The organism is Piscinibacter sp. (genome assembly GCF_047600445.1).
Taxonomy (GTDB): Bacteria; Pseudomonadota; Gammaproteobacteria; order Burkholderiales; family Burkholderiaceae_C; genus Piscinibacter.
In genome coordinates, this window is sequence record NZ_JASGKT010000002.1 from 187486 (window position 1) to 212768 (window position 25283).

A 25283-nucleotide genomic window follows, 5' to 3' on the forward strand; every position below is an offset into this window, starting at 1 on the left:
ATTCGAGTTCTGGGGTGGGTTTACTTCTTCTCGACGACGGCGAAGAGGTCTTCCTCGCGCATCACCAGCAGTTCGTCGCCGTCGACCTTGACGGTCTGGCCGCTGTACTTGCCGAACAGCACGCGGTCGCCCACCTTGATGTTCAGGGTGACGAAGTCGCCCTTGTCGTTGCGCTTGCCCGGACCGACCGCCAGAACCTCGCCCTGGTCGGGCTTCTCGGCCGCGTTGTCGGGGATGACGATGCCCGAGGCGGTCTTGGTTTCCTGTTCCAGGCGCTTGACGATCACGCGATCGTGCAACGGACGAAGTTTCATAGCATCTCCTTGATGACTCGGAACTGAATCGTGATGGGGAACGAGCGGAAAGTTTGCGCTCATTCACTTCACCGCTCTCCGGGCGTCTCGACCCGTTTCGACGGTGTTAGCACTCATGATTGGCGAGTGCTAGCAGGGCAATTATAGGGGCCGGCTCGTGGCTTTCAAGACGGCCCCGGGTATGCCCGCGGGGCGCGGCTCGTCAGGGCCGGCCGGTACAGGCGTAGGCCGAGATCACGTGGGTCTGAACGACCGGCGCGCCGCTCAGCCCGCGCTGCGGCGTCGGGCAGCGGCTGGCCGAGCCGCGGTACAGCGTGCCGAGCCGGCGGCCGGCGCAGTACGCCCTGGCGGCGGCGCCGACCTCGGCCAGCGGCACGCTGCGCAGCGAGTGCCAGAACACGATGCCGTCGCCGGCGTGCGAGAGCACGGCCACCGGCGGATGCTCGCTGCCGGTCGGGTCGGTGAAGGCGGCGGCGAGGTCGAGCGAGGCCAGCGTCGCGTCGATCTTCATCAGGCCCTGGGCGGGGCGCGTGGCGATCGCCGCGATGGCGGCCAGGCGCGCGCTGCCGGGCTCCTGCCCGTCGCAGGCGCGCAGCGCTGCGGTGCTGCGCGCGCCGTAGCTGTTCTCGGCCAACCCCGCGTAGGGCATGCCGGCGGCCGGCACGGCGCTGGGCGCGAAGGCCTCGCCGGCGGCGCAGCCGCCGAGCAGGCCGGCCGCCAGGAGGGCGCACGTGTACCTGGCGCCGCGCATCGTCAGTGGCGCGGCGGCGCGGGTTCGCCGCTGCCGTCGTCGCTGCTGCCGGACGCGGCCGGGTCGCCGGCGTCGGCCACGCGGTACTGCTCGCTGGCCCAGGCGCCGAAGTCGTGGTTCTTGCAGCGCTCGCTGCAGAACGGCCGCCACGGGTTCTCGGCGCTGTAGCGGCTGTCGCCGCCGCAGGCCGGGCAGCGGACGATGCGCGGCTTGGCGGCGCCCGTCGTCATGCGCACAGCGTCAGCTCGAAGCCGGCGTCCTCGCCGCTGGGCCGCAGACGGCCTTCACGGTCCTGGCGCATCAGCCGGATCGACACCATCAGCCGGTGGCCGCTGATCTCCGGCACCAGGTCTTCGCTGCCGGCGGGCAGGCGCAGGCGCAGCAGGTGGTAGATGCGCCCGGCCGGCAGGCTCTGCTGGAAATTCCCGCCCGGCGCGACCACCTTGTGCGGCACGCCGGCGTCGCGCAGCAGCCCGAGCAGCACCGACAGCGCCTCGGCCAGCGGCATCAGCGTGGCGGCCCACTGCATCAGGTCGGCGCGCCGGCGCGCCGCGTCGTGCTTCTGCCAGGCGTAGTAGGCCGGCAGGTCGAACTCGCAGGTGCCGCCGGGAATGCTGATGCGGCTGCGGATGCTCATCAGCCATTCGTTGCCCGTCAGCGCCGCGCCGGCCTTGCCGGGCAACTGGTTCAGGCCGTTGAAGGCGTGGTCGACGCGCGCCAGCACCTCGTCGAGCGCGGCCTCGGAGATCGACGGGTTGCCGCGGTAGCCGGCGAGCTGCGTCTTCTGCCGCTCCAGATCCTTCAGCAGGTCGGACTTCAGGTCGGCGCGCGAGGCGACGTCGATGATCTCGAAGATGGTCGCGAGCGCGAAATGGTGGTCGATCGGTGCGTCGCGCGCGATCAGTTGCCCGAGCCGGTCGAACAGGTGCTCGAGCCGCAGCATCGTGCGGATGCTCTCGTTGAAGGGGTACTCGTAGAGGATCAAGGTCGTCGGTCCCGGGCCGCGTTCATTGTTTCACACGGGGGTGCGCCAGCCTTCCCACAGAGTGCGCAGCTCGGCGTGCAGTTCCGCCAGCGACAGGCCGTCGTTGTAGATCACCGCGTCGGCGCCGGCGCGGCGCGCCTGGCGGCTGGCCTGCTGCGCGAGCACGGCCTGCACAGCGTCGCGCGCCCAGCCCGAGCGCGCCATCACGCGCTCGACCTGCGTGGCCTCGCGGCAGTCGACCACCAGCACGCGGTCGACCTGCTCGCGCCAGCGGCCCGATTCGATCAGCAGCGGCACGTCGAACACGACCACCGCGTCGCCCGCCGCCCGCGCCTGGCGCGCCGTCTCGGCGCGGATCAGCGGGTGCAGGATGGCTTCGAGGCGCTGCCGCGCCGCCGGGTCGGCGAAGACCAGTTCGCGCATGCGCGCGCGGTCCAGCGCGCCGGAGGCGTCGACGAACTGCGCGCCGAACTGCGCGGCGATCACCGGCATCGCCGCGCCGCCGGGCAGCGTGAGGCTGCGCGAGATCGCATCGGTGTCGACCACCACCGCGCCGAGCGCGGCCAGCGCGGCGGCCACGGTGCTCTTGCCGCTGCCGATGCCGCCGGTCAGGCCGATGCGCAGCGACGCGGCCACGGGCGGCGCCCCTTCAGGCCCAGCCGATCCAGCCGAGCACGCGCGCCGGGCCGGCCAGCATCACCGTCAGCCCGGCGCCGGCGAGAAAGGGGCCGAAGGGCACGTAGCGCCCTTCGCGCAGCGAGCTGCGCAGCTTCATCGCGATGCCGACCACGGCGCCGATCAGCGAGGCGATCAGCACGATGGGCAGGATCATCTTCAGCCCCAGCCAGGCGCCCAGCGCCGCGAGCAGCTTGAAGTCGCCGAAGCCCATGCCCTCCTTGCCGGTCAGCAGCTTGAAGAGCCAGTACACCGACCACAGCGACAGGTAGCCCGCCACCGCGCCCCACACCGCGTCGGCCAGCGGGATGGTCCAGCCCGCCGCCGCGGCGACCAGCCCGGCCCACAACAGCGGCAGCGTCAGGTTGTCGGGCAGGAAGGTCGTGTCCCAGTCGATGCCGGCCAGCGCGATCAGCATCGCCGCCGCGCCGCACCACAGCAGCGCCAGCGGCGTCGGGCCGAAGCGCCAGCCGATCGCCGCGAAGACGAGCGCGGTGAAGACCTCGACCAGCGGGTAGCGCGGCGAGATCGGCGCCCGGCACGCCGAGCACTTGCCGCGCAGGCGCAGCCAGCCCAGCACCGGGATGTTCTCGTGCCAGCGGATGCGGTGCCCGCAGGCGGGGCAGCGCGAGGCCGGCTTCGACAGCGTGAGCGGCTCGGCCGGCGGCTCGACGGCGACGCCGAGCAGCTCGGCGCTCTCGGCGCGCCATTCGCGCTCGAGCATCAGCGGCCAGCGGTGGATGACGACGTTCAGGAAGCTGCCGATGCACAGCCCGAGCAACGCCAGCGCCGGGGGCGTGAGCAGCCCCTGCAGGGCGAGCGCGTCCATCGGGCGCGGCGCGTCAGACCACCTGGCCCAGCTTGAAGATCGGCAGGTACATCGACACCACGATGCCGCCGATGACCGTGCCCAGCACGACGATGATGATCGGCTCCATCAGGCTGGACAGGCCCTTGACCATCTCGTCGACCTCGTCCTCGTAGAACTCGGCGGCCTTGCCGAGCATGTGGTCGAGCGAGCCGGATTCCTCGCCGATCGCGCACATCTGGATGACCATCGTCGGGAACACGCCGGTGGTCTGCATCGAGGTGGTCAGCGCCGAGCCGGTGGCCACGTCTTTCTGGATCTGCTCGGTGGCCTCGGCGAAGACGGCGTTGCCCGAGGCGCCGCCGACCGAGTCGAGCGCCTCCACCAGCGGCACGCCGGCGGCGAACATCGTCGACAGCGTGCGCGTCCAGCGCGCGATGCACGACTTGTTGACCAGGTCGCCGAACACCGGCACGCGCAGCAGCAGGCGGTCCATCGCCTTCTGCATGCGCGGCGAGCGCCGCCAAGCCTGCATGAAGAAGTAGATGCCGAAGCCGATGCCGCCGAAGATCAGGTACCACCACTTGACGAAGAACTCGGACATCGCGATGACCACCAGCGTCGGCGCGGGCAGGTCGGCGCCGAAGGACGAGAACACGTCCTTGAAGGCCGGGATCACGAAGATCATGATGATCGCCACGACGACGAAGGCCACGACCAGCACGGCGACCGGGTAGATCAGCGCCGACTTGATCTTGTTCTTGATCGCCATCGTCTTTTCCTGGTAGATGGCCAGCCGCTCGAGCAGGGCCTCCAGGATGCCGCCGGCCTCGCCGGCCTCGACGAGGTTGCAGTACAGCGCGTCGAAGTACAGCGGGTGCTTGCGGAACGCCGACGACAGGCTGGTGCCGGTCTCGACGTCGGTGCGGATGTCGTTGAGCAGGCGCGTCATCTTCGGGTTGGTGCTGCCGCGCGCGACGATGTCGAACGACTGGATCAGCGGCACGCCGGCCTTCATCATCGTCGCCAGCTGGCGCGTGAAGATCGCGATGTCCTTCTGCTTGATCGCCTTGCCGCCGCTGGTGCGGCGCTTCTTGACCTTGGTGGTCAGGATGCCCTGGCGGCGCAGGCTCGCGCTGACCATCGCCTCGCCGCCGGCGCGCATCTCGCCGCGGACGATCTTGCCGTTCTTGTCCTTGCCTTCCCACTCGAAGACGAGGTCCTTGATGCTCTTTGCCGCTACCGCAGTGGCCATGCGCGTTCCGAGAGGTCTCCCCCCCGCCCTTCGATTGATGTCTTACTCGTTGGTCACCGAGATCACTTCGTCCAGCGTCGTCACGCCGGCGCGCACCTTGACGAGGCCGGACTGGCGCAGGTCGCGCACGCCTTCGCGCTGCGCCTGCGCCGCCAGGTCCATCGCCGTGCCTTCGCTCAGGATCAGGCGCTGGATCTCCTCGCTGATCGGCATCACCTGGTAGATGCCGACGCGACCCTTGTAGCCGTTGCTGCACGACGAGCAGCCGACCGCCCGGTACGGCTTCCAGCTCCCGTCGAGATCGGTCTCCTGGAAGCCCGCCTTGAGCATCGCCTCGCGCGGATAGTCGGCCGGCGTCTTGCAGTTCTCGCACAGCTTGCGCGCCAGGCGCTGCGCCGTGATCAGCAGCACCGCCGAGGCGATGTTGAACGGTGCCACGCCCATGTTGAGCAGGCGCGTCAGCGTGGTCGGCGCGTCGTTGGTGTGCAACGTCGACATCACCATGTGGCCGGTCTGCGCGGCCTTGATCGCGATGTCGGCGGTTTCCAGGTCGCGGATTTCGCCGACCATGATGATGTCCGGATCCTGGCGCAGGAAGGACTTCAGCGCCGCGGCGAAGGTCAGCCCCGCCTTGTCGTTGACGTTGACCTGGTTGATGCCGGGCAGGTTGATTTCCGCCGGATCCTCGACCGTCGCGATGTTCACGCCCGGCTGGTTGAGGATGTTCAGGCAGGTGTAGAGCGACACCGTCTTGCCCGAGCCGGTCGGGCCGGTGACCAGCACCATGCCGTAGGGCCGGGCAATCGCCTTGAGCAGCCTGTCCTTCTCGATCTTCTCGTAGCCGAGCGCCTCGATGCCGAGCTTGGCGCTGGACGGGTCGAGGATACGGATCACGATCTTCTCGCCGAACAGCGTGGGCAGCGTGCTGACGCGGAAGTCGATCGCCTTGTTGCCGAACTTCAGCTTCATGCGCCCGTCCTGCGGGACGCGCTTCTCGGCGATGTCCAGGCGCGAGATGACCTTGATGCGCGACGCGAGCTTGTCCTTGATCGCGATCGGCGGCTGCGTGATCTCGCGCAGCTCGCCGTCGATGCGGAAGCGCACGCGGTAGTGGTATTCGTAGGGCTCGAAGTGCAGGTCGGAGGCGCGCGCGTTGATCGCGTCGATCAGCATCTTCTGCAGGAAGCGCACGACCGGCGCGTCTTCCACGTCCGACGGCGCCTCGGCCTCCTGCGGCGAGGTGACGTCGTCGGTGACGTCGAACTCGAAGTCGCCGGAGGACAGCGACTCGAGCGCCTCCGCCGCGCTGGCGCCGGTGGCCTCGAGCACCTTGCCGAGCTTGTCGTGCTCGACGATCACCCACTCGGGCGAGAGCTGCGTCGCGAACTTGATGCGCTCGACCGCTTCCTGGTCGGTCGGGTCGGCGCCGCCGATGAACAGGCGGTTGCCGCGCTTGCCGAGCACGACGACCTGGTACTGCAGCGACAGCTTGGCGTCGACGACGTTCTTGGGCAGCTTCTGGACGTCGATCGCGGCCAGGTCCAGCAGCGGCAGGGCCAGCGACGACGACAGCGTGTGCGCCAGGTCGGCCGGCGCCACCGCGCCCGCCGCGATCACCGACGAGATGAAACTGGTTTTTTTCTCGCGCGACGACTTGACCAGCTCTTCAGCGGTCTTGGCGTTCAGGCGCCCGGCGTGCACCAGCACCCGGGCTACGCCGGAAAGCGCCGACTGAGGGGCCTCTGCCAAGGTGTCCACGTTGGAGGGATCGCCGCGAAAGTGAGTGGTAGCGGATCATGATCGCCGATCCGCGGCGCACTGTAAACGAGAGCGGGCGGCGCCCAAGCCAACAATTCCCGCGGCTGCATCGGCAAAGATGCAACAAATTGATGAAGCGTGGATGGGCGGGAGGAATTCTGGTCGGGGTGAGAGGATTCGAACCTCCGGCCTCTACGTCCCGAACGTAGCGCTCTACCAGGCTAAGCTACACCCCGAATTGGCGGTCGCGATGTCGAGAACATCGCCGTCGAGGACTCTTCGACGAACTACGAAGAGCGCTCCACCGACCGAGCACAGAATTCTAGCAGAGCTTCGCGGTGCGCCGACGCCGGCAGGTGCGCGAGCTGCGCGGCGGCCTGCTCGGCCTCGCGCCGCGCGGCCTCGCGCGTGGCCGTGATCGCGCCGGTGTGGCGCACGATCTCGACGATCTCGGCCAGCCGCGCCACCTCGCCGTGCTCGATGGCGTGCCGGATCAGCTCGCGCTCGGCCGGCGTGCCGCGCTCCATCGCGATCAGCAGCGGCAGCGTGGGCTTGCCTTCGCGCAGGTCGTCGCCGACGTTCTTGCCCAGCTCGGCGGTGTTGCCCTCGTAGTCGAGCAGGTCGTCGACGAGCTGGAACGCGGTGCCCAGCGAGCGGCCGTAGGCGGCGCAGGCCTCCTCGACCTCGCGCGGCGCCTCGGCCAGCACCGCGCCCAGGCGCGCGCTCGCCTCGAACAGCTTGGCGGTCTTGAAGCGGATGACGCGCAGGTACTCGGACACCGCGATGTCCGGGTCGTGCATGTTCATCAACTGCAGCACCTCGCCCTCGGCGATCACGTTGGTGGCGTCGGCCAGCACCTCGAGCACGCGCATGCGGTTCACCGCCACCATCATCTGGAAGGCGCGCGAGTAGAGGAAGTCGCCCACCAGCACGCTGGCGGCGTTGCCGAACAGCGCGTTGGCGGTCTGGCGGCCGCGGCGCAGCGAGGACTCGTCGACCACGTCGTCGTGCAGCAGCGTGGCGGTGTGGATGAACTCCACCGTCGCGGCGAGTTCGTGCTGCTCGGGGCCGCGAAAGCCCAGCGCGCGCGCGAACATGATCACCAGCAGCGGCCGCATGCGCTTGCCGCCGGCGCCGATGATGTATTCGGCGATCTGGTTGACCAGCGCGACGTCGGAGGTCAGGCGGCGGCGGATCACCGCGTCCACCTCGCGCATGTCGGCGGCGGCCAGCGGCTCGGGCGGCGATGCCGCGGCGGTGGGATTCGTGGAGTTCTGCACGGCGCGCTCGGTGGGAAGCGCGAATTATAGGAAGCCGCCCGGACGCGCCCCGGCCGGCCCGGGCGGCGGGCCGTCGCCGAGGCGCCACATGCTATACTCGCCGGCTCTCCGTTTTTCGGGGGCTCGCGGGCAGCGTCAAGGTTCGCGAGGAACAGCAGAAAGGGCTGATATGTACGCGGTCATAAAAACCGGAGGCAAGCAGTATCGCGTTGTCGCCGGCGAGAAGATCAAGGTAGAACAGATTGCTGCGGACGTTGGCCAAGAGATCACGATCGACCAGGTGCTCGCCGTCGGCGACGGCGCGGACCTGAAGGTCGGGACTCCCTTGGTGGCGGGTGCCAGCGTGACGGCCAAGGTCGTGGCGCACGGCCGGCACGACAAGGTGCGCATCTTCAAGATGCGTCGCCGCAAGCACTATCAGAAGCACGGCGGCCACCGCCAGAACTACACCGAGCTGGAAATCGGCGCGGTGAGCGCCTGATATCCACCACAAGGAGTCCAGAACATGGCACAGAAAAAGGGCGGCGGCTCGACCCGCAACGGCCGTGACTCGAAGCCGAAGATGCTCGGCGTGAAGGCCTTCGGCGGCCAGACGGTGTCGGCCGGCTCGATCATCGTGCGCCAGCGCGGCACCAAGTTCCACGCCGGCACCAACGTCGGCGTCGGCAAGGACCACACGCTGTACGCGCTGGCCGACGGCCAGGTGAAGTTCGCCGTCAAGGGCGCGCTGAACCGCCACACGGTCAGCATCGTCGAGGCGGCCTGAGCACGCAGCCGCATCCGCGGCTCGGCGCCTGAAGTCCCGGTGAATTCCCGCTGAAGCCCCGGTCCGTCCGGGGCTTCGTCGTTTCGGGCGCCGCACCACTACCATCCGCGCCAGACGCGCAAGCCCGCATGAAGTTCGTCGACGAAGCCACCATCGACGTTGCCGCCGGCAACGGCGGCAACGGCTGCGCGAGCTTTCGCCGCGAGAAGTTCATCCCCTTCGGCGGCCCCGACGGCGGCGACGGCGGGCGCGGCGGCAGCGTCTACGCGGTCGGCGACCGCAACCTCAACACGCTGATCGACTTCCGCTACGCGCGCCGCCACGAGGCGCGCAACGGCGAGGCCGGGCGCGGCTCCGACCAGTACGGTGCGGCCGCCGACGACATCGTGCTGCGCATGCCCATGGGCACCATCATCACCGACCTCGACAGCGGTGCGGTGCTCGGCGAACTGCTGGTGCCCGGCGAGAAGCTGCTGCTGGCCAAGGGCGGCGACGGCGGCTTCGGCAACCTGCACTTCAAGAGCAGCACCAACCGCGCGCCGCGCCAGAAGACGCCCGGCTGGCCGGGCGAGCAGCGCAAGCTCAAGCTCGAACTGCGCGTGCTGGCCGACGTCGGCCTGCTGGGCATGCCCAACGCCGGCAAGTCGACGCTGATCGCGGCGGTGTCGAACGCGCGGCCGAAGATCGCCGACTACCCCTTCACCACGCTGCACCCCAACCTCGGCGTGGTGCGCGTCGGTCCGGAGCAGAGCTTCGTCGTCGCCGACATCCCCGGCCTGATCGAAGGCGCGTCGGAAGGCGCCGGCCTCGGCCACCTGTTCCTGCGCCATCTGCAGCGCACCCACCTGCTGCTGCACGTGGTCGACATGGCGCCGTTCGACGATGCGGTCGACCCGGTGGCGCAGGCGCGCGCCATCGTCGCCGAACTGAAGAAGTACGACCCGGCGCTGCACGCCAAGCCGCGCTGGCTGGTGCTCAACAAGCTCGACATGGTGCCGGCCGAGGAGCGCGCCGGGCGCGTCAAGGACTTCGTGCGCCGCCTGCGCTGGAAGGGCCCGGTGTTCGAGATCTCGGCGCTGACGCGCGAAGGCTGCCAGTCGCTGGTGCGCGCGGTGTACGAGCACGTCGCCAGGCTGCGCAACGTGGTGCCCGACGATCCCGATCCGCGCTTCGACGCGGCCGGCGCGGAGGCCTCGCGATGAGCGTTGCTCCCTTGCTGAATGCGCGCCGCATCGTCGTCAAGGTCGGCTCGGCGCTGGTCACCGACGAGGGCCGCGGCGTCGACGCGCGCGCCATCGGCGACTGGTGCCGCCAGATGGCGGCGCTGGCGCGCGAGGGCCGCGAACTGGTGATGGTCTCCAGCGGCGCGATCGCCGAGGGCATGAAGCGCCTCGGCTGGAGCACGCGCCCCAGGGAAGTGAACGAACTGCAGGCCGCCGCGGCGGTCGGGCAGATGGGCCTGGCGCAGATCTACGAGTCGAAGCTGCGCGAGCAGGGCATGGGCAGCGCGCAGGTGCTGCTGACGCACGCCGACCTGGCCGACCGCGAGCGCTACCTCAACGCGCGCTCGACGCTGCTGACGCTGCTGGCGCTGCGCGTGCTGCCGGTGATCAACGAGAACGACACCGTCGTCAACGACGAGATCAAGTTCGGCGACAACGACACGCTCGGCGCGCTGGTGGCCAACCTGATCGACGCCGACGCGCTGGTGATCCTCACCGACCAGAAGGGCCTGTACACGGCCGACCCGCGCCAGCATCCCGACGCGAGCTTGGTGCACGAGGCGCGCGCCGGCGATCCGGCGCTCGAGCGCATGGCCGGCGGCGCCGGCTCCAGCCTCGGGCGCGGCGGCATGCTGACCAAGATCCTCGCCGCCAAGCGCGCGGCGGGCAGCGGCGCCAGCACGGTGATCGCCTGGGGCCGCGAGAGCGACGTGCTGCTGCGCCTGGCGCGCGGCGAGGCGATCGGCACCGCGCTGACCGCCGCCACGCCCAAGCAGGCGGCGCGCAAGCAGTGGATGGCCGACCATCTGCAACTGCGCGGCGGCGTGGTGATCGACGAGGGCGCGGTGAAGAAACTGCGCGACGAGGGCAAGAGCCTGCTGCCGATCGGCGTGGTCGAGGTGCGCGGCGACTTCCATCGCGGCGACGTGATCGCGGTGCGCGACACGGCCGGCCGCGAGATCGCGCGCGGCCTGGCCAACTACGGCAGCGCCGAGGCGCGCCTGATCGCGCGCAAGCCGTCGGGCGAGTTCGAGCGGCTGCTCGGCTACAGCGCCGAGCCCGAGATGATCCACCGCGACAACCTGGTGCTCGGCTGAGCCCGGGCGCCGCTCAGCGCGACTCGTCGGGTGGCGGTTCGTCGGGCCGCGGCCCTTCGGCGCGGTGGTGCGGGCGCAGGCCCGAGCGCAGGTAGCGGTTGTGGTGGTGCGCGCTGCGCGGCAGGAAGCGCGCCAGTTCGGTCAGCGCCATCTGGTAGACGTCGCGCTTGAAGTCGATCACCACTTCCAGCGGCACCCAGTACTCGTTCCAGCGCCAGGCGTCGAACTCGGGGTGGTCGCTGGCGCGCAGGTTCATGTCGCTGTCGCGGCCGACCATCTGGAGCAGGAACCAGATCTGCTTCTGCCCCTTGTAGTGGCCGCGCGCGTCGCGCCGGATGTAGTGCTCGGGCACCTCGTAGCGCAGCCAGTCGCGCGTGCGCGCGACGATGCGCACATGCTCCGGCATCAGCCCCACCTCTTCGTGGAGCTCGCGGTACATCGCCTGCTCGGGCGTCTCGCCGTGCTTGATGCCCCCTTGCGGGAACTGCCAGGAGTGGGTCCGGATCCGCTTGCCCCAGAAAACCTGGTTCTTGTGGTTGAGCAGGATGATGCCGACGTTGGGTCTGAACCCCTCACGGTCGAGCATAATCAACCCCGAAATTGCGCTAGTTCAAATCATTATTGCATCGGTGTGACGGGCTTCAACCCCTTGGGTTACCCGCAGCCCCGGCCCGGTGCCTTCCGCATGAAATCCACCCAGTTTTTCGTCTCCACCCTGAAGGAAGCGCCGGCGGACGCCGAGGTCGTGAGCCACAAGCTGATGATGCGCGCCGGCCTGATCAAGCGGCTCGGCGCCGGCATCTACAGCTACATGCCGATGGGGCTGCGCGTGATCCGCAAGGTCGAGCAGATCATCCGCGAGGAGATGAACCGCGCCGGCGCCGTCGAGCTGCTGATGCCGGTGGTGCAGCCGGCCGAGCTGTGGCAGGAGACCGGCCGCTTCGAGAAGATGGGCCCCGAGCTGCTGCGCGTGAAAGACCGCCACGAGCGCGACTTCATCATCCAGCCGACCTCGGAAGAGGTGATCACCGACATCGCTCGCCAGGAGCTGCGCAGCTACCGCGCGCTGCCGAAGAATTTCTATCACATCCAGACCAAGTTCCGCGACGAGCGCCGGCCGCGCTTCGGCGTGATGCGCGGGCGCGAGTTCACGATGAAGGACGCCTATTCCTTCGACCGTGACGCCGACGCCGCCGGGGCGAGCTACCAGCGCATGTACGACGCCTACGTGCGCATCTTCGAGCGCATGGGCCTGACCTTCCGCGCCGTGGCGGCCGACACCGGCGCGATCGGCGGCGACCGCTCGCACGAGTTCCAGGTGATCGCCGACACCGGCGAGGACGCCATCGTCTACTGCCCCGATTCCGACTACGCCGCCAACATGGAACTGGCCGAGGCGGTGGCGCCGAAGGCGCCGCGCGGCGCCGCCGCGCAGCCGCTGGCCAAGACGCCGACGCCCGGGCGCAGCACCTGCGAGGACGTGGCCGCGCTGCTCGGCATCCCCTTGCAGCGCACCGTGAAGTCGCTGGTGCTCGCGACCGACGAGCGCAACGACAAGGGCGACGTGGTGCGCAGCACCGTGTGGCTGCTGCTGGTGCGCGGCGACCACCAGCTCAACGAAGTCAAGGCCGGCAAGCTCGCGGGGCTGAAGGACGGCTTCCGCTTCGCCACCGTGGCCGAGATCGAGAGCCACTTCGGCTGCAAGCCGGGCTACCTCGGGCCGATCGGCACGGTCAAGCCGGTCAAGGTCGTGGCCGATCGCACGGTGGCGGCGATGAGCGACTTCGTCTGCGGCGCCAACGAGGCCGACTTCCACTACACCGGCGTGAACTGGGGGCGCGACCTGCCCGAGCCCGACGCGGTGGCCGACATCCGCAACGTCACCGAGGGCGAGCTCTCGCCCGACGGCCGCGGCGTGCTGGCGATCCAGCGCGGCATCGAGGTCGGCCACGTGTTCTTCCTCGGCACCAAGTACAGCGCGGCGATGAACGCCACCTACCTCGACGAAGCCGGCAAGCCGCAACTGATGCAGATGGGCTGCTACGGCATCGGCGTCACCCGCATCCTCGGCGCGGCGGTCGAGCAGGGTCACGACGAGCGCGGCATCGTCTGGCCCGACGCGATGGCGCCGTTCAGCGCGGTGATCTGCCCGATCGGCTACGAGCGCAGCGCCGAGGTCAAGGCCACCGCCGACGCGCTGCACGCCGAGTTGGAAGCGCTGGGCATCGACGTGATGCTCGACGACCGCGGCGAGCGCCCCGGCGCGATGTTCGCCGACTGGGAGCTGATCGGCATTCCGCACCGGCTGGTGATCTCCGAGCGCGGCCTGAAGGAAGGCCGCATCGAGTACCAGGGCCGGCGCGATGCGCAGGCCACGCCGCTGGCGCCGGCCGAGGCGGCCGCGCACCTGAAAGGCGTGCTGAAGCGATGAGCCCGCGGCGCCGGCTGCTGCTGGCCGGCCTGCTGGCGCCGCTGGCCGCGGCCCTGCCGCGGCCCGCCGAGGCAGGCGCGCAGAAGGAGGAGCCGCTGGCCGACGCGGTGCGCGGCGCGCTCGCCGCGGCGATCGCCAACAGCGCGCCGCCCAAGCCGGCTTTCGACACCATTGAGGCGCGCCTGGCCTACCTGCGCTGGCTGGGCGCGATGAGCACGCGGCTGCAACGCCGCAAGGCGGAGCACGTCACGCGCGTCGAGTTCCTCGAGACGCTGTGGTACGAGAGCAAGCGCGCCGGCCTGGAGCCGGCGCTGGTGCTCGGGCTGATCCAGGTAGAAAGCGGCTTTCGCAAGTACGCCATCAGCTCGGCCGGCGCGCGCGGCTACATGCAGGTGATGCCGTTCTGGACGCGCCTGATCGGCGATGGCGACGCGGCCAGCCTGTTCCACATGCAGAGCAACCTGCGCTTCGGCTGCGTGATCCTGCGCCACTACCTCGACCTGGAGCGCGGCGACCTGTTCCTCGCACTCGGTCGCTACAACGGCAGCCGCGGCAAGCTGCAGTACCCGAACGCGGTGTTCGGCGCGCGCAAGGCCTGGCTGCACGCCGACGGCTGATCAGCCCTCGGCGCCCAGCCCGCCCCAGGCATGCGGCGCGGCCTCCTCGACGCCGAGCAGCGCGAGCACACGCTCGACGGTGTCGTCGATGACCTCGTCGAGCGTCCGCGGCCGGTGGTAGAAGGCCGGCAGCGGCGGGAACACCACGGCGCCCATCTCGGTGGCGGCCGTCATGTTGCGCAGGTGGGCGAGGTGCAGCGGCGTTTCGCGCACCATCAGCACGAGGCGGCGGCGCTCCTTGAGCGTCACGTCGGCCGCGCGTGTCAGCAGGTTGTCGCCCAGGCCGTGGGCGATCGCAGCGAGCGACTTCATCGAGCACGGCGCCACCACCATCGCCTCGGCGGCGAACGAGCCGCTGGCGATCGCCGCGCCGATGTCGCCGCTGGCGTAGGCCACGTCGGCGAGCCGCTCCAGCGCGCGCCGGTCCAGGCCCAGCTCGTGGTGCACGCTCAGGATGCCGGCGGGGCTGGCCACCAGGTGCGTCTCGCGCCCCACCTCGCGCAGGCGGCGCAGCAGGCGCACCGCATAGACCGCGCCGGTCGCCCCGGTGACGCCGACGACGACGCGGCGTGCCGCGTTCATGCGCGGCTCATTCCACCAGCAGCGGCTGCAGTTCGCCCGACTGGTACATCTCCATCATGATGTCCGAGCCGCCGACGAACTCGCCCTTCACGTAGAGCTGCGGGATGGTCGGCCAGTTGGCGTAGTCCTTGACGCCCTGGCGGATCTCCTCGTCTTCCAGCACGTTGACGGTGGTGAGGTCGTTCACGCCGCAGGCCTTGAGGATCTGCACCGCGCGGCCCGAGAAGCCGCACATCGGAAACTGCGCGTTGCCCTTCATGAAGAGCACCACGCGGTTGTTCTTGACGATCTCGTCGATGCGGGTCTTGACGTCGCTCATGGTCGTGTTCGGTCCGGGTGTCTGCCAACAGGCCGACGTTATACGGCAAGCCGCAATCCCGGCGTGCGAGTCGGCGCATCAGAAGGCGTAGGAGGCGCCGATCTGCAGCACCGGCGTCAGGCGCAGCTCGCGCACCAGGTCGTCCACGCCCTGGTAGGCGCCGCTGCGGCCCAGGCGCACCGCGTTGCCGGCGCCCAGCGCCATCAGGCCGAAGTCGGCGCTGTAGCTCCAGCCGCCGCGCCCGGCCAGGCCGCTGTAGCCGACGCCGATGTAGGGCAGGGCGCCGCCGTCGTCGCGCGCATCGCCGAACAGCCGGCGCTCGGGCGCCAGCAGGCTGCCGCCGCTCTGGCCGGCCCACAGCGCCGGGCGGGGCCCGACCACCAGCCCGCTGGTGGCGCGCAGCACGCCGGAGTGGCCGCCGTCGGCCGACTGCCAGCGCGCCAGCAGGTAGTCGCCCATGATGCTGAGGCTGCGCGGGTTCAGGCCGCTGCCGTCATCGGCGCCGAGACCGGCCTGCCACGGCGGCGCCGGCTGGCTGATCGCCAGGCGCGCCTGCCAGCGCGCCCAGGTCAGGCTGTCGTCCTGCCATTTCAGGCCCTCGCCCGGGCCCGCCAGCGCCTGGCCCGAGGCGGCCAGCGCAAAAGTCACCGTGAGCATCCACCGGATTGCGTGCATGTTCGGCTCCCTTGATGGTCCGGGTCCATGCTACGCCGCGGGCGCCGGCTTGTGGCGCACGCCACCCCTGCGACTGTGGTGTCGGCGCCGAATCCGCCAACAAGTGGCGGAACCGCCGGGGCTCAGCGTCGCGCGCCGGTGCAGCGCGGCTGGCCGCCCAGGTCGCGCCGCATCGCGATGCCCGCGAAGCCGGCATCGGCGAGCAGCCGCCGCACGGCGTCGGCCTGGTCGTAGCCGTGTTCGAGCAGCAGCCAGCCGCCCGGCTCGAGGTGGGCGGCGGCGCCGGCGACGATCTCGCGCAGCGCCCGCAGGCCGTCCGCGCCGGGCGTCAGCGCGGACCGCGGCTCGGCGGCGAGGGCGGCCAGGTGCGGGTCGGCGCCGTCGATGTAGGGCGGGTTGGACAGCGCGAGGCGGAAGCACCGCCCGGCCAGCGGCTGCCACCACGAGCCGTGCAGCAGTTCGACGGCCAGCCCGAGCCGCTCGGCATTCGCGCCGGCCACCGCCAGCGCGTCGCGGCTCGTGTCGGTGGCGGTGACGGCGGCGGCCGGGCAGTCGTGCTTGAGCGCCAGCGCGATCGCGCCGCTGCCGGTGCCGAGGTCGACCACGCCGGGCGCTTCGGCGGCCAGCTCGCCGCGCAGCAGCTCGACGGCCCAGTCGACCAGCACCTCGGTGTCGGGGCGCGGCACCAGCACGCGCGCATCCACCTGCAAGTCCAGGCCGTGGAATTCCTTGCTGCCCAGCAGGTAGGCCACCGGCTCGCCGCCGCGCCGCCGCGCCAGCAGCCCGGCGTAGCGCGCCGCGTCGGCCGGGGCCAGCGCGGCGTCGTCGTGCGCCAGCAGCCAGGCGCGCGGTCGGCCGAGCACGTGGCCGAGCAGCAGTTGCGCGTCGAGCCGCTCGATGCCGCGCGCGCGCGCGGCGGCGAGCGCCTCGGCCAGCGTTTTCATTGCCCGCTTTCCAGCGCCGCCAGTTGCTCGGCCGCGCGCGCCGCCTGCAAGGCGGCGATCACCTCGTCGAGATCGCCGTCGACGATGGCCTGCAGGCGGTAAAGCGTCAGGTTGATGCGGTGGTCGGTCAGCCGGCCTTGCGGGAAGTTGTAGGTGCGGATGCGGTCGCTGCGGTCGCCGCTGCCGATCAGGCCCTTGCGCGTGGCGGCTTCCCTGGCGGCGCGCTCGCTGCGCTCGCGGTCGCGCAGCCGCGCCTGCAGCACCGCCATCGCCTTGGCCTTGTTGCGGTGCTGCGAGCGGTCGTCCTGGCATTCGGCCACCAGCCCGGTGGGCAGGTGGGTGATGCGGATCGCGCTGTCGGTCTTGTTGACGTGCTGGCCGCCGGCGCCGCTGGCGCGGAAGGTGTCGATGCGCAGCTCGGCCGGGTTGAGCGTGATCTCCTCGGCCTCGTCGGGCTCGGGCAGCACGGCCACGGTGCAGGCGCTGGTGTGGATGCGCCCCTGCGCCTCGGTGGCCGGCACGCGCTGCACGCGGTGGCCGCCCGACTCGAACCGCAGCCGCCCGTACACGCTGTCGCCTTCGATGCGGATCACCACTTCCTTGTAGCCGCCCAGCTCGCTGGCGCTTTCCGACATGATCTCGCAGCGCCAGCCGCGGCGCTCGGCGTAGCGCAGGTACATGCGCGCCAGGTCGCCGGCGAACAGCGCCGACTCGTCGCCGCCGGTGCCGGCGCGGATCTCGACGAAGGCATTGCGCTCGTCGTCGGGGTCGCGCGGCAGCAGCGCGGTCTGCAGCTCGGCGTGCAGGCGCTGCATGTCGTCCTGCGCCTCGGCGATTTCCTGCTGCGCCATCTCGGCCATCTCGGGGTCGGCCAGCAGCTCGTTCGCGGCGGCGAGGTCACGCTCGCGCTGCTCGTAGCGGCGAAAGCGCTCGACCAGCGAGGCGGCCTCGGCATGCTCGCGCGTCAGCTCGCGAAAGCGCTTCATGTCGGCGCCGACGCGCGGGTCGGCGAGCGTCGCGTCGAGCTCGGCCAGGCGCAAGGCGAGGCGCTCGAATTGCTGGCGGAAGGCGTCTTTCAACCGCGCTCGTCGGCCGGGTCGCGCGGGGTCTGGCGCAGGAACAGCTTGGACACCGTGTGCGCGAGCTGGCTGCGCTGCGCCGGGTCGGCGGAATGCAGTTCGGCCATGGTGCCGTGCAGCATCTTCTGCGTCAGGCCGTGGCTCAGCGCCTCCAGCACCTTGTCGACATCCTCGCCGCGCGCGAGCATCCTGCGCGCGCGGGCGATCTCGGCGTGGCGCCAGTCGTCGGCCTGCTGGTGCAGCGCCTTGATCAGCGGCACCGCCTCGCGCTGGCCGAGCCAGTGCTCGAAGCCCTGTACGCCGGTCTCGATGATGGCCTCGGCCTGCTCGACGGCGGCCTGGCGCTTCTCGCCGGCGGTCTGCACCAGCGCGGAGAGATCGTCGACGGTGTACAGGTACACGTCGGCCAGCCGCGACACCTCGGGCTCGATGTCGCGCGGCACCGCCAGGTCGACCATGAACATCGGGCGGCGCTTGCGCGCCTTGATCGCGCGCTCGACCGCGCCCAGGCCGATGATGGGCAGCGTGCTCGCGGTGCAGGAGACCACGATGTCGAACTCGCCCAGCCGGCTCGGCAGGTCGGACAGGCGCATCGCCTCGGCGCCGAAGCGCCCGGCCAGCTTCTCGCCGCGCTCCAGCGTGCGATTCGCCACCGCCAGCGCCTTGGGCGTGCGCGCCGCGAAGTGCGTGGCGACCAGCTCGATCATCTCGCCGGCGCCGACGAACAGCACCTTGGTTTGGCGCAGGTCCTCGAACAGTTGCGAGGCCAGCCGCACGGCCGCCGCCGCCATGCTGATCGAATGCGCGCCGATCTCGGTGGAGGTGCGCACCTCCTTGGCCACCGCGAAGCTGCGCTGGAACATCTGGTGCAGCGTGGTGCCCAGCGTGCCGGCCGAATCGGCCTCGCGCACCGCCTGCTTCATCTGGCCGAGGATCTGCGGCTCGCCCAGCACCATCGAATCGAGCCCGCTGGCGACGCGGAAGGCGTGGCGCGCCGCCTGGCTGCCTTCGAACACGTAGGAGTGCTGGCGCAGCGTCGGGCCGCTGACGCCGCCGAGCTGCGCCAGCCAGTCGACGGCCGGCGCCACCAGCGCGGGGTTGGCGCCGACGTACAGCTCGGTGCGGTTGCAGGTGGAGACGATCGCCACCTCGCTGGACTGCAGCAGCCTGTCGCGGAAGGCGCGCAGCGTGGGCGCCACCTGCTCGGGCGCGAACGCGAACCGCCCGCGCAGGTCGACCGGCGCGGTGGTGTGGTTCAGCCCCAGGGCGAAGACGCTCATGTGCGGATTATAAAATTCGGCCTCTGCCGCCGCCGTATCTTCCCAGGCGCCGGCATGCGGGGATTGATGACAGTCAAGCTCCCCGCGCATGTTCCCACGTTCCTCACGCTCTGGCGAATGGGCCCGCTCGACGCCCTCTGGCACCTGCTGAACTTCTTCGCGCCCGCGCTCGGCGTCGGCCTGGTCACGGCCGCGCTGGCGCGGCTGCTGTGGCGGCGCGAGCTGCGCGCGGTGCGCTTGCACCGCCTGGCGGCCTGGGCCTGCGGCGGCTGCGCCGTCGGGCTGGTGGCGGCGCTGGTGGTGTTCGGGCGCGACGGCAAGATGGCCGGTTACGCGCTGATGCTCGCCGGCAACACGCTCGCGCTGTGGTGGGCCGGGCTGCGCGGCGCGCGCGCCTGAGGCCCGCTCAGGCCGCGGCGACGCTCTCGGCCAGCACCGCCTCGCCGCGCAGCGAATGCGGGTAGGCCTGCGTGATGCGCACGTCGATCATCCGGCCGACCAGCCGCGCCGGGCCGGCGAAGTTGACGATGCGGTTGCACTCGGTGCGCCCCATCAGCTCGGCCGCGTCGCGCCGCGACGGGCCTTCCACCAGGATGCGCTGCACGGTGCCTACGCGCGACTCGCCGATGCGGCGCGCGTTCGCCTCGATCGCCGCCTGCAACTCCTGCAGGCGTTGCAGCTTCAGCGCCTGCGGCGTGTCGTCGGCGAGGTTGGCCGCCGGCGTGCCCGGGCGCGCGCTGTAGACGAAGCTGAAGCTCGCGTCGAAGCCGATGTCGGCGATCAGCTTCATCGTGCGCGCGTGGTCGTCGGCCGTCTCGCCGGGAAAGCCGACGATGAAGTCGCTCGACAGGCTGATGCCCGGGCGCACCGCGCGCAGCTTGCGGATCGTGCTCTTGTATTCCATCGCGGTGTAGCCGCGCTTCATCGCCATCAGGATGCGGTCGCTGCCGTGCTGCACCGGCAGGTGCAGGTGGCTCACCAGTTGCGGCACGCGCGCGTAGACGTCGACCAGGCGCTGCGTGAACTCGTTCGGGTGGCTGGTGGTGTAGCGGATGCGCTCGATGCCGGGGATCTCGGCCACGTACTCGAGCAGCAGCGCGAAGTCGGCGATCTCGCTCGTTGCACCCATCGCGCCGCGGTAGGCGTTGACGTTCTGGCCGAGCAGCGTGACCTCCTTGACGCCCTGGTCGGCCAGGCCGGCCACCTCGGTGAGCACGTCGTCGAACGGGCGCGAGACCTCCTCGCCGCGCGTGTAGGGCACCACGCAGTAGCTGCAGTACTTGGAGCAGCCCTCCATGATCGAGACGAAGGCGCTCGCGCCCTCGGTGCGCGGCGGCGGCAGGTGGTCGAACTTCTCGATCTCGGGGAAGCTGATGTCCACCTGCGCGCGGCGCTGCTCGCTGCGCCGCGCCAGCATCTCGGGCAGGCGGTGCAGCGTCTGCGGGCCGAACACCACGTCGACGTAGGGCGCGCGCTCGATGATCGCCGCGCCCTCCTGGCTGGCGACGCAGCCGCCCACGCCGATCAGAACGCCCTTGGCCTTCAGGTGCTTGACGCGACCGAGGTCGCTGAACACCTTCTCCTGCGCCTTCTCGCGCACCGAGCAGGTGTTGAAGAGGATCAGGTCGGCCTCGTCGACGTTGCTCGTCGTCTCGTAGCCCTCGGCGGCCTGGAGCACGTCGGCCATCTTGTCGGAGTCGTACTCGTTCATCTGGCAGCCGAAGGTCTTGATGAAGACCTTCTTGCCCGCGGGGAATGCCATGGCGGCCTCCTTCAGGGCTTGACCCAGACCTGCGCGACGGGCTCGAAGTGCCAGGCCTGCGCCTCGGCGGCGGTGGTGGGCCAGGGCTTCTTCGCGGCCTCGGCGGCGGAAAGAATCCACACGTCGCGCAGGAAGCCCTGCGTGTCGACCGTGTAGTGGACGAGGTACTTCGAGCCGACCAGCGACGCCGGCACCTTGATCAGGTGGTCGGCGCCGAAGATGCGCGCGCCCGCGCCCAGCCGCGCCGGCCTGCCGTTGAGCGCCACCTCGGGCGACTGCAGCACCTGCAGCGTGCCGCGCAGCGCGTTGGGCGGGAAGTGGCGCAGGCTTTGCGCGGCGGCGCTGCCGGTGAACAGCAGCGCGGCGACCAGGGCGAGGAAACAGCGGTACATGGTGTGGATCCAGTGGCTGTCGTTGAGGCGGATGCCAAAAACCGGAACGGCTCCCGGTCTGGGGCAGACGAGGAGCCGTTCGGGGGATGCTGGTGGCGCTTCAGGGACTCGAACCCCGGACCTGCGGATTATGATTCCGTCGCTCTAACCGACTGAGCTAAAGCGCCTGAGCCCGCCAGTATATCGCGGCTCAGCCTCCCGCCCGCGCGGCATCGCTCCGGCCCCCCGATGTTCAGCTTCTTCAAGAAAAAGGTCGCGCCGACGCCGCCCGCCGCGACCGAGCCGCCCGCCATCGCCGCGCCGGCCGCCCTCGCCACGCCGGCCGAGCCCGCGCCGGCCGAGCCCGCCGCGCCGGCGCCCGAGGCCGAGCGCCGCGGCTGGATGGACAAGCTCCGCCAGGGCCTGCGCCGCACCGGCAGCGGCATCGCGCAGGTGTTCACCGGCACGCGCATCGACGATGCGCTCTACGAGGAACTGGAGTCCGCCTTGCTGATGGCCGATGCCGGCGTGCAGGCCACGCAGTTCCTGCTCGACGACCTGAAGCGCCGCGTGAAGGAGGCCAAGGCCGCCGAGCCGGCGGCGGTGAAGGGGCTGCTGGCCGATGCGGTCGCCGAGCTGCTCGCGCCGATGCAGCAGCCTTTGCGCGTCGGCGAGGCGCAGCCGACGGTGATCATGGTGGTCGGCGTCAACGGCGCCGGCAAGACCACCAGCATCGGCAAGCTGACGCGCCATCTCGCCGACGCCGGCCAGAAGGTGCTGCTGGCCGCGGCCGACACCTTCCGCGCCGCGGCGCGCGAGCAACTGCTGGTGTGGGCCGACCGCAACCGCGTCGAGATCGTCAGCCAGGAAGGCGGCGATCCGGCCGCGGTGACCTACGACGCGGTGGTGGCCGGCAAGGCGCGCGGCTGCGACGTGGTGATCGCCGACACCGCCGGGCGCCTGACCACGCAGGCGCACCTGATGGAGGAGCTGAAGAAGATCCGCCGCACCATCGCCAAGGCGCAGGAGGGTGCGCCGCACGAGGTGCTGCTGGTGGTCGACGGCAACACCGGCCAGAACGCGCTCGCGCAGGTGCAGGCCTTCGACGCCGCGCTGCAACTCACGGGCGTGGTCATCACCAAGCTCGACGGCACCGCCAAGGGCGGCGTGCTCGCCGCGCTGGCGCTGTGGGGCCGCGCGCGCGGGCAGGCGCTGCCGGTTTATTTCATCGGCGTGGGCGAGCGGCTGGAAGACCTGCAGACCTTCGAGGCGCGCGAGTTCGCGCAGGCGCTGCTGGGCTGACGGGTCGTCGAGTCGACGCGGCTCAGGCGCCGCGCTTGTCGTCGCGGCGCGCTTCGTTCGGGGCCAGCGGCACGGCCCCCGAATTGAACTCGTCGAACCAGGTCGACGGCGGCGGCTCGCGCATCTCGATGCGCTCGTCGAGTTCCGGCGCGTCGAGCGGGGCGTCGAGCGCCGCGGGCTGCGAGGCCGGCGCGGGCTGCGCGGCGGCCGGCCTGGGCATGATCATCTCGCGCGCCGCCTCCACCGAGGGCAGGGCGTTGTCGGTCCACACGTGCATCGGGATGCCGGCGGCCTTCAGCACGCGCGCCATGCGGTTCAGCCGCTTGCGCGCGCGTTCGCTCTCGGCGCCGGCGGGCGGCTGCACGTCGATCACGGCCAGCACCTCGGAGGCCATGTCGCACACCACCAGGTCGGCGCACTGCGTGCCGAGGCGGCGCAGCCATTCGGAGTACGAATAGCGCGTCGGCACCTTGAGGAAGCGCGCCAGCGGCACCTGCGCGAGGATCATGTAGCCGGGCAGCGCGCGCTCCAGCGTGCCGTAGGCCTGCCGCTCGGCGCTGCTGAGGATGCGCGTCGCGGCGGGCGGCCAGGCGGCCACGGTGTCCAGGCGGCGCTCGGTGTCGCCGGTGGCGGCGGCCGGCCGGCGGCGCTGCCGCAGCAGCCACAGGACGACCGCCAGCACGACGATCGCCGCGATCAGCACGAGCAGCCAGGTCGGCATCAGGCGTTCCCCCTTTCCGTTCAGCGCGGCCCGCCGGGCAGCTTCATGCCGCCCATGCGCTTCATCATCTTCATCAGGCCGCCACCCTTCATCTTCTTCATCATGCCCTGCATCTGCTCGAACTGGTTGAGCAGGCGGTTCACCTCCTGCACCTGCACGCCGGCGCCGGCGGCGATGCGGCGCTTGCGCGTGGCCTTGATCAACTCGGGCTTGCGGCGCTCCAGCGGCGTCATCGAGCAGATGATGCCCTCCATGCGGCGCACGTCGCGCTCGGCGCGGTCCATGTCGGCCTGGCCGACGTTGGGGGTCTTGCCGCCGGTCAATTGCGTCGGCAGCTTGTCGATCAGCCCCGACAGCCCGCCCATCTTCTTCATCTGCGAGATCTGCATCAGGAAGTCGTTCAGGTCGAAGCCGTCGCCCGACCTGACCTTGTCGGCGAGCTTCTGCGCCGCGGCGATGTCGACGCCCTTCTGCACCTCCTCGACCAGCGCGACGATGTCGCCCATGCCGAGCACGCGGCCGGCGTGGCGCTGCGCGTCGAACACCTCCAGCCCGTCGATCTTCTCGCTGGTGCCGGCGAACTTGATCGGCGCGCCGGTCACCTGCCGCACCGACAGCGCCGCGCCGCCGCGCGAGTCGCCGTCCATCTTGGTCAGCACGATGCCGGTCAGCGGCAGCGCTTCCTTGAAGGCCTTCGCGGTGTTGATCGCATCCTGGCCCTGCATCGCGTCGACGACGAAGAGGGTCTCGACCGGGTTCAGCGCCGCGTGCAGCTCGGCGATCTCCTTCATCAGCGCTTCGTCGATCGCCAGGCGACCGGCGGTGTCGACCAGCAGCACGTCGAAGTAGTGGCGCTTGGCGTGGTCGAGCGCGGCGCGCGCGATGTCCAGCGGCTTGTCGCTGGCCGCCGAAGGGAACCACTCGGCGCCGGCCTGCTTCGTCACGGTCTTCAACTGCTCGATCGCGGCGGGGCGGTAGACGTCGGCCGAGACCGTCAGCACCTTCTTCCTGCGCTTGTCGATCAGGTGGCGCGCCAGCTTGGCGGTGGTGGTGGTCTTGCCGGCGCCCTGCAGGCCGGCCATCAGGACCACCGCGGGCGGCTGGGCGGCGAGGTTGATGTCCGCCGGGCCCTTCGGGGCCCCTGTCGGGTCCACGTCGCCCATCGTCGCCGCCAGCTCGCGGTTGACGATGCCCACCAGCGCCTGGCCCGGCGTCAGCGAGCCGGCCACCTCGGCGCCCAGCGCCTTGTCCTTGACGCGCGCGATGAAGTCGCGCACCACCGGCAGCGCCACGTCGGCCTCGAGCAGCGCCATGCGCACCTCGCGCAGCATCTCCTGCACGTTGCTCTCGGTGATGCGGGCCTGGCCGCGCATCGTCTTGACGACGCGACTCAGGCGGTCGGTGAGGGTGGAGGCCATGACGCGGCGCGGCCGGAGGACCCGGGGCGCGAAAGTACACTGTGGGCATGATTTTATCGTCCGCATCCGAGGGCACGACGGCCTGGCTGCTGGCCGTGCCCGCGCTGGTGGCGCTGCTGGCCTACCTCGGCGCCGGGCTGGCGCGCACCGAGCGCGATGCGGCGCTGCGCGGCGCGCTGATGGCCGGCTGGATCGCGCACGCGCTGGCGATCGTCATCGACATCGCCGGCATCGGCGCGCCGACGGCCGGCGCGCGCTTCGGCTTCGCGCCCGCGCTGTCGGTGACGATGTGGCTGGTGCTGGCGGTCTACGCGGTCGAGAGCCGCTTCCTGCCGCTGGCCGGCGTGCGCCGTTCGCTGGCGCTGCTCGGCGCGGCCACGGTGCTGCTGGCGCTGCTGTTCCCCGGCGAGCTGCGCCCGCATGCGCTGTCGCGCTGGGCGCCGCTGCACTGGGTGCTGGGCATCGCCTCGTACGGGCTGTTCGGCGCGGCGGTGCTGCACGCGGCGATGCTCAACCGCGCCGAGCAGCAGATGCGCCAGCACGCCGCCGCGCCGTCGGGCATGCCGCTGCTGCGGCTGGAGCGGCTGACCTTCCGCTTCGTCGGCGCCGGCTTCATCGTGCTGTCGGCGGCGCTGCTGCTGGGGGCCTGGTTCGCGCAGCCGTGGCGCTGGGATCACAAGACGGTGTTCTCGGTGCTCGGCTGGCTGGTGTTCGCCGCGCTGCTGGCCGGCCGCCGCGCCTTCGGCTGGCGCGGCCCGCTGGCCACGCGCTGGCTGTACGGCGGCGCGGCGCTGCTGCTGCTGGCCTACGTCGGCTCGCGCTTCGTGCTCGAGATCCTGCTGCAGCGCGCGGCCTGAGGCACATCTTTCC

General features: G+C 70.9%; 29 protein-coding genes and 2 tRNA genes. 9 read left to right on the forward strand and 22 right to left on the reverse strand.

Going from position 1 to position 25283, the window contains the following annotated elements; all coding sequences use genetic code 11:
• Positions 1-20 precede the first annotated feature (20 nt).
• The 10 genes from groES to QM792_RS04900 form a co-directional block, all read right to left on the reverse strand.
• Positions 21-314, reverse strand: a complete 294-nt coding sequence (gene groES, locus QM792_RS04855) for a co-chaperone GroES (RefSeq protein WP_415148123.1) — start codon at positions 312-314, stop codon at positions 21-23.
• Positions 315-516: 202 nt separating this feature from the next.
• Entirely contained in the window at positions 517-1065 is a 549-nt protein-coding gene (locus QM792_RS04860; protein WP_415148125.1) for a hypothetical protein, read from the reverse strand.
• 2 nt (positions 1066-1067) lie between these two features.
• Positions 1068-1295: a DNA gyrase inhibitor YacG gene (locus tag QM792_RS04865; RefSeq protein WP_415148126.1), complete on the reverse strand. Its 228-nt coding sequence runs from the start codon at positions 1293-1295 to the stop codon at positions 1068-1070.
• Positions 1292-2050 carry a cell division protein ZapD gene (gene zapD, locus QM792_RS04870; RefSeq protein ID WP_415148128.1) on the reverse strand — a complete coding sequence of 253 codons (759 nt, stop codon included), beginning with the start codon at positions 2048-2050 and terminating at the stop codon, positions 1292-1294. The genes QM792_RS04865 and zapD overlap by 4 nt, the downstream gene beginning before the upstream one ends.
• A 30-nt stretch (positions 2051-2080) precedes the next feature.
• The gene (gene coaE, locus QM792_RS04875; protein WP_415148129.1) at positions 2081-2686 is read right to left on the reverse strand and encodes a dephospho-CoA kinase; all 606 of its coding nucleotides are present in this window, start codon (positions 2684-2686) and stop codon (positions 2081-2083) included.
• Positions 2687-2699: 13 nt separating this feature from the next.
• Positions 2700-3554 carry a prepilin peptidase gene (locus QM792_RS04880; protein WP_415148131.1) on the reverse strand — a complete coding sequence of 285 codons (855 nt, stop codon included), beginning with the start codon at positions 3552-3554 and terminating at the stop codon, positions 2700-2702.
• A 13-nt stretch (positions 3555-3567) separates the two neighbouring features.
• Positions 3568-4788 carry a type II secretion system F family protein gene (locus QM792_RS04885; protein WP_415148132.1) on the reverse strand — a complete coding sequence of 407 codons (1221 nt, stop codon included), beginning with the start codon at positions 4786-4788 and terminating at the stop codon, positions 3568-3570.
• A gap of 42 nt (positions 4789-4830) precedes the next feature.
• Positions 4831-6546 (reverse strand): type IV-A pilus assembly ATPase PilB, encoded by a 1716-nt coding sequence (gene pilB / locus QM792_RS04890; RefSeq protein ID WP_415148134.1) that lies wholly within the window; start codon positions 6544-6546, stop codon positions 4831-4833.
• Between the two features lie 159 nt (positions 6547-6705).
• A tRNA-Pro gene (locus QM792_RS04895) sits at positions 6706-6782 on the reverse strand.
• Positions 6783-6833: 51 nt separating this feature from the next.
• Complete coding sequence (locus QM792_RS04900) at positions 6834-7763, reverse strand: polyprenyl synthetase family protein (RefSeq protein ID WP_415151582.1); 930 nt, start codon at positions 7761-7763, stop codon at positions 6834-6836.
• A gap of 232 nt (positions 7764-7995) precedes the next feature.
• On the opposite strand from QM792_RS04900, the gene rplU reads away from it, so the two are divergent.
• The 4 genes from rplU to proB all read left to right on the forward strand — a co-directional run bounded on the left by rplU (position 7996) and on the right by proB (position 10912).
• Positions 7996-8307: a 50S ribosomal protein L21 gene (gene rplU / locus QM792_RS04905; protein ID WP_415148136.1), complete on the forward strand. Its 312-nt coding sequence runs from the start codon at positions 7996-7998 to the stop codon at positions 8305-8307.
• 24 nt (positions 8308-8331) lie between these two features.
• On the forward strand, positions 8332-8592 hold the full coding sequence (gene rpmA, locus QM792_RS04910; RefSeq protein WP_415148137.1) for a 50S ribosomal protein L27: 261 nt from the start codon (positions 8332-8334) through the stop codon (positions 8590-8592).
• Positions 8593-8720: 128 nt separating this feature from the next.
• Positions 8721-9794, forward strand: coding sequence for an Obg family GTPase CgtA (cgtA, locus tag QM792_RS04915; protein ID WP_415148138.1), 1074 nt, complete (start codon positions 8721-8723; stop codon positions 9792-9794).
• On the forward strand, positions 9791-10912 hold the full coding sequence (gene proB, locus QM792_RS04920; RefSeq protein ID WP_415148140.1) for a glutamate 5-kinase: 1122 nt from the start codon (positions 9791-9793) through the stop codon (positions 10910-10912). The genes cgtA and proB overlap by 4 nt, the downstream gene beginning before the upstream one ends.
• A 13-nt stretch (positions 10913-10925) precedes the next feature.
• Here the strand turns inward: proB and QM792_RS04925 are convergent, their stop codons facing one another.
• On the reverse strand, positions 10926-11498 hold the full coding sequence (locus QM792_RS04925; protein ID WP_415148142.1) for an RNA pyrophosphohydrolase: 573 nt from the start codon (positions 11496-11498) through the stop codon (positions 10926-10928).
• Positions 11499-11597: 99 nt separating this feature from the next.
• Between QM792_RS04925 and QM792_RS04930 the strand changes: the two genes are divergently transcribed.
• Together QM792_RS04930 and QM792_RS04935 are read left to right on the forward strand one after the other, a co-directional pair.
• The gene (locus tag QM792_RS04930) at positions 11598-13343 is read left to right on the forward strand and encodes a proline--tRNA ligase (RefSeq protein ID WP_415148144.1); all 1746 of its coding nucleotides are present in this window, start codon (positions 11598-11600) and stop codon (positions 13341-13343) included.
• A complete protein-coding gene (locus QM792_RS04935) occupies positions 13340-13960 on the forward strand; it encodes a lytic transglycosylase domain-containing protein (protein ID WP_415148146.1) in 621 nt (206 codons plus the stop codon). The genes QM792_RS04930 and QM792_RS04935 overlap by 4 nt, the downstream gene beginning before the upstream one ends.
• Here QM792_RS04935 and QM792_RS04940 read toward each other — a convergent pair whose 3' ends face one another.
• The 6 genes from QM792_RS04940 to hemA all read right to left on the reverse strand — a co-directional run bounded on the left by QM792_RS04940 (position 13961) and on the right by hemA (position 18839).
• Positions 13961-14542, reverse strand: a complete 582-nt coding sequence (locus tag QM792_RS04940) for a UbiX family flavin prenyltransferase (protein ID WP_415148147.1) — start codon at positions 14540-14542, stop codon at positions 13961-13963. It abuts the gene before it with no gap.
• 7 nt (positions 14543-14549) lie between these two features.
• A complete protein-coding gene (gene grxD / locus QM792_RS04945; protein ID WP_415148148.1) occupies positions 14550-14861 on the reverse strand; it encodes a Grx4 family monothiol glutaredoxin in 312 nt (103 codons plus the stop codon).
• A 78-nt stretch (positions 14862-14939) separates the two neighbouring features.
• Positions 14940-15536, reverse strand: a complete 597-nt coding sequence (locus tag QM792_RS04950) for a hypothetical protein (RefSeq protein WP_415148149.1) — start codon at positions 15534-15536, stop codon at positions 14940-14942.
• A gap of 122 nt (positions 15537-15658) precedes the next feature.
• Positions 15659-16480, reverse strand: a complete 822-nt coding sequence (prmC, locus tag QM792_RS04955) for a peptide chain release factor N(5)-glutamine methyltransferase (protein WP_415148151.1) — start codon at positions 16478-16480, stop codon at positions 15659-15661.
• Positions 16477-17559, reverse strand: coding sequence for a peptide chain release factor 1 (gene prfA / locus QM792_RS04960; RefSeq protein ID WP_415148152.1), 1083 nt, complete (start codon positions 17557-17559; stop codon positions 16477-16479). Before prfA ends, prmC begins: the two co-directional genes overlap by 4 nt.
• On the reverse strand, positions 17556-18839 hold the full coding sequence (hemA, locus tag QM792_RS04965) for a glutamyl-tRNA reductase (protein WP_415148153.1): 1284 nt from the start codon (positions 18837-18839) through the stop codon (positions 17556-17558). Before hemA ends, prfA begins: the two co-directional genes overlap by 4 nt.
• A 117-nt stretch (positions 18840-18956) precedes the next feature.
• Between hemA and QM792_RS04970 the strand changes: the two genes are divergently transcribed.
• The gene (locus QM792_RS04970) at positions 18957-19238 is read left to right on the forward strand and encodes a hypothetical protein (RefSeq protein ID WP_415148155.1); all 282 of its coding nucleotides are present in this window, start codon (positions 18957-18959) and stop codon (positions 19236-19238) included.
• A gap of 7 nt (positions 19239-19245) precedes the next feature.
• Here QM792_RS04970 and miaB read toward each other — a convergent pair whose 3' ends face one another.
• The 3 genes from miaB to QM792_RS04985 all read right to left on the reverse strand — a co-directional run bounded on the left by miaB (position 19246) and on the right by QM792_RS04985 (position 21160).
• Entirely contained in the window at positions 19246-20601 is a 1356-nt protein-coding gene (gene miaB / locus QM792_RS04975) for a tRNA (N6-isopentenyl adenosine(37)-C2)-methylthiotransferase MiaB (protein WP_415148157.1), read from the reverse strand.
• Positions 20602-20612: 11 nt separating this feature from the next.
• Positions 20613-20993 (reverse strand): hypothetical protein, encoded by a 381-nt coding sequence (locus QM792_RS04980; protein WP_415148159.1) that lies wholly within the window; start codon positions 20991-20993, stop codon positions 20613-20615.
• A 90-nt stretch (positions 20994-21083) separates the two neighbouring features.
• Positions 21084-21160, reverse strand: a tRNA-Met gene (locus QM792_RS04985).
• Positions 21161-21221: 61 nt separating this feature from the next.
• On the opposite strand from QM792_RS04985, the gene ftsY reads away from it, so the two are divergent.
• Positions 21222-22274 carry a signal recognition particle-docking protein FtsY gene (ftsY, locus tag QM792_RS04990; RefSeq protein ID WP_415148161.1) on the forward strand — a complete coding sequence of 351 codons (1053 nt, stop codon included), beginning with the start codon at positions 21222-21224 and terminating at the stop codon, positions 22272-22274.
• 22 nt (positions 22275-22296) lie between these two features.
• On the opposite strand, the gene QM792_RS04995 is transcribed toward ftsY, so the two are convergent.
• Both QM792_RS04995 and ffh read right to left on the reverse strand, forming a co-directional pair.
• Entirely contained in the window at positions 22297-22995 is a 699-nt protein-coding gene (locus QM792_RS04995) for a DUF2726 domain-containing protein (protein ID WP_415148163.1), read from the reverse strand.
• Between the two features lie 20 nt (positions 22996-23015).
• Positions 23016-24413, reverse strand: a complete 1398-nt coding sequence (gene ffh / locus QM792_RS05000) for a signal recognition particle protein (protein WP_415148165.1) — start codon at positions 24411-24413, stop codon at positions 23016-23018.
• Between the two features lie 47 nt (positions 24414-24460).
• On the opposite strand from ffh, the gene QM792_RS05005 reads away from it, so the two are divergent.
• Positions 24461-25270 carry an inner membrane protein YpjD gene (locus QM792_RS05005; protein ID WP_415148166.1) on the forward strand — a complete coding sequence of 270 codons (810 nt, stop codon included), beginning with the start codon at positions 24461-24463 and terminating at the stop codon, positions 25268-25270.
• Positions 25271-25283: the final 13 nt, after the last annotated feature.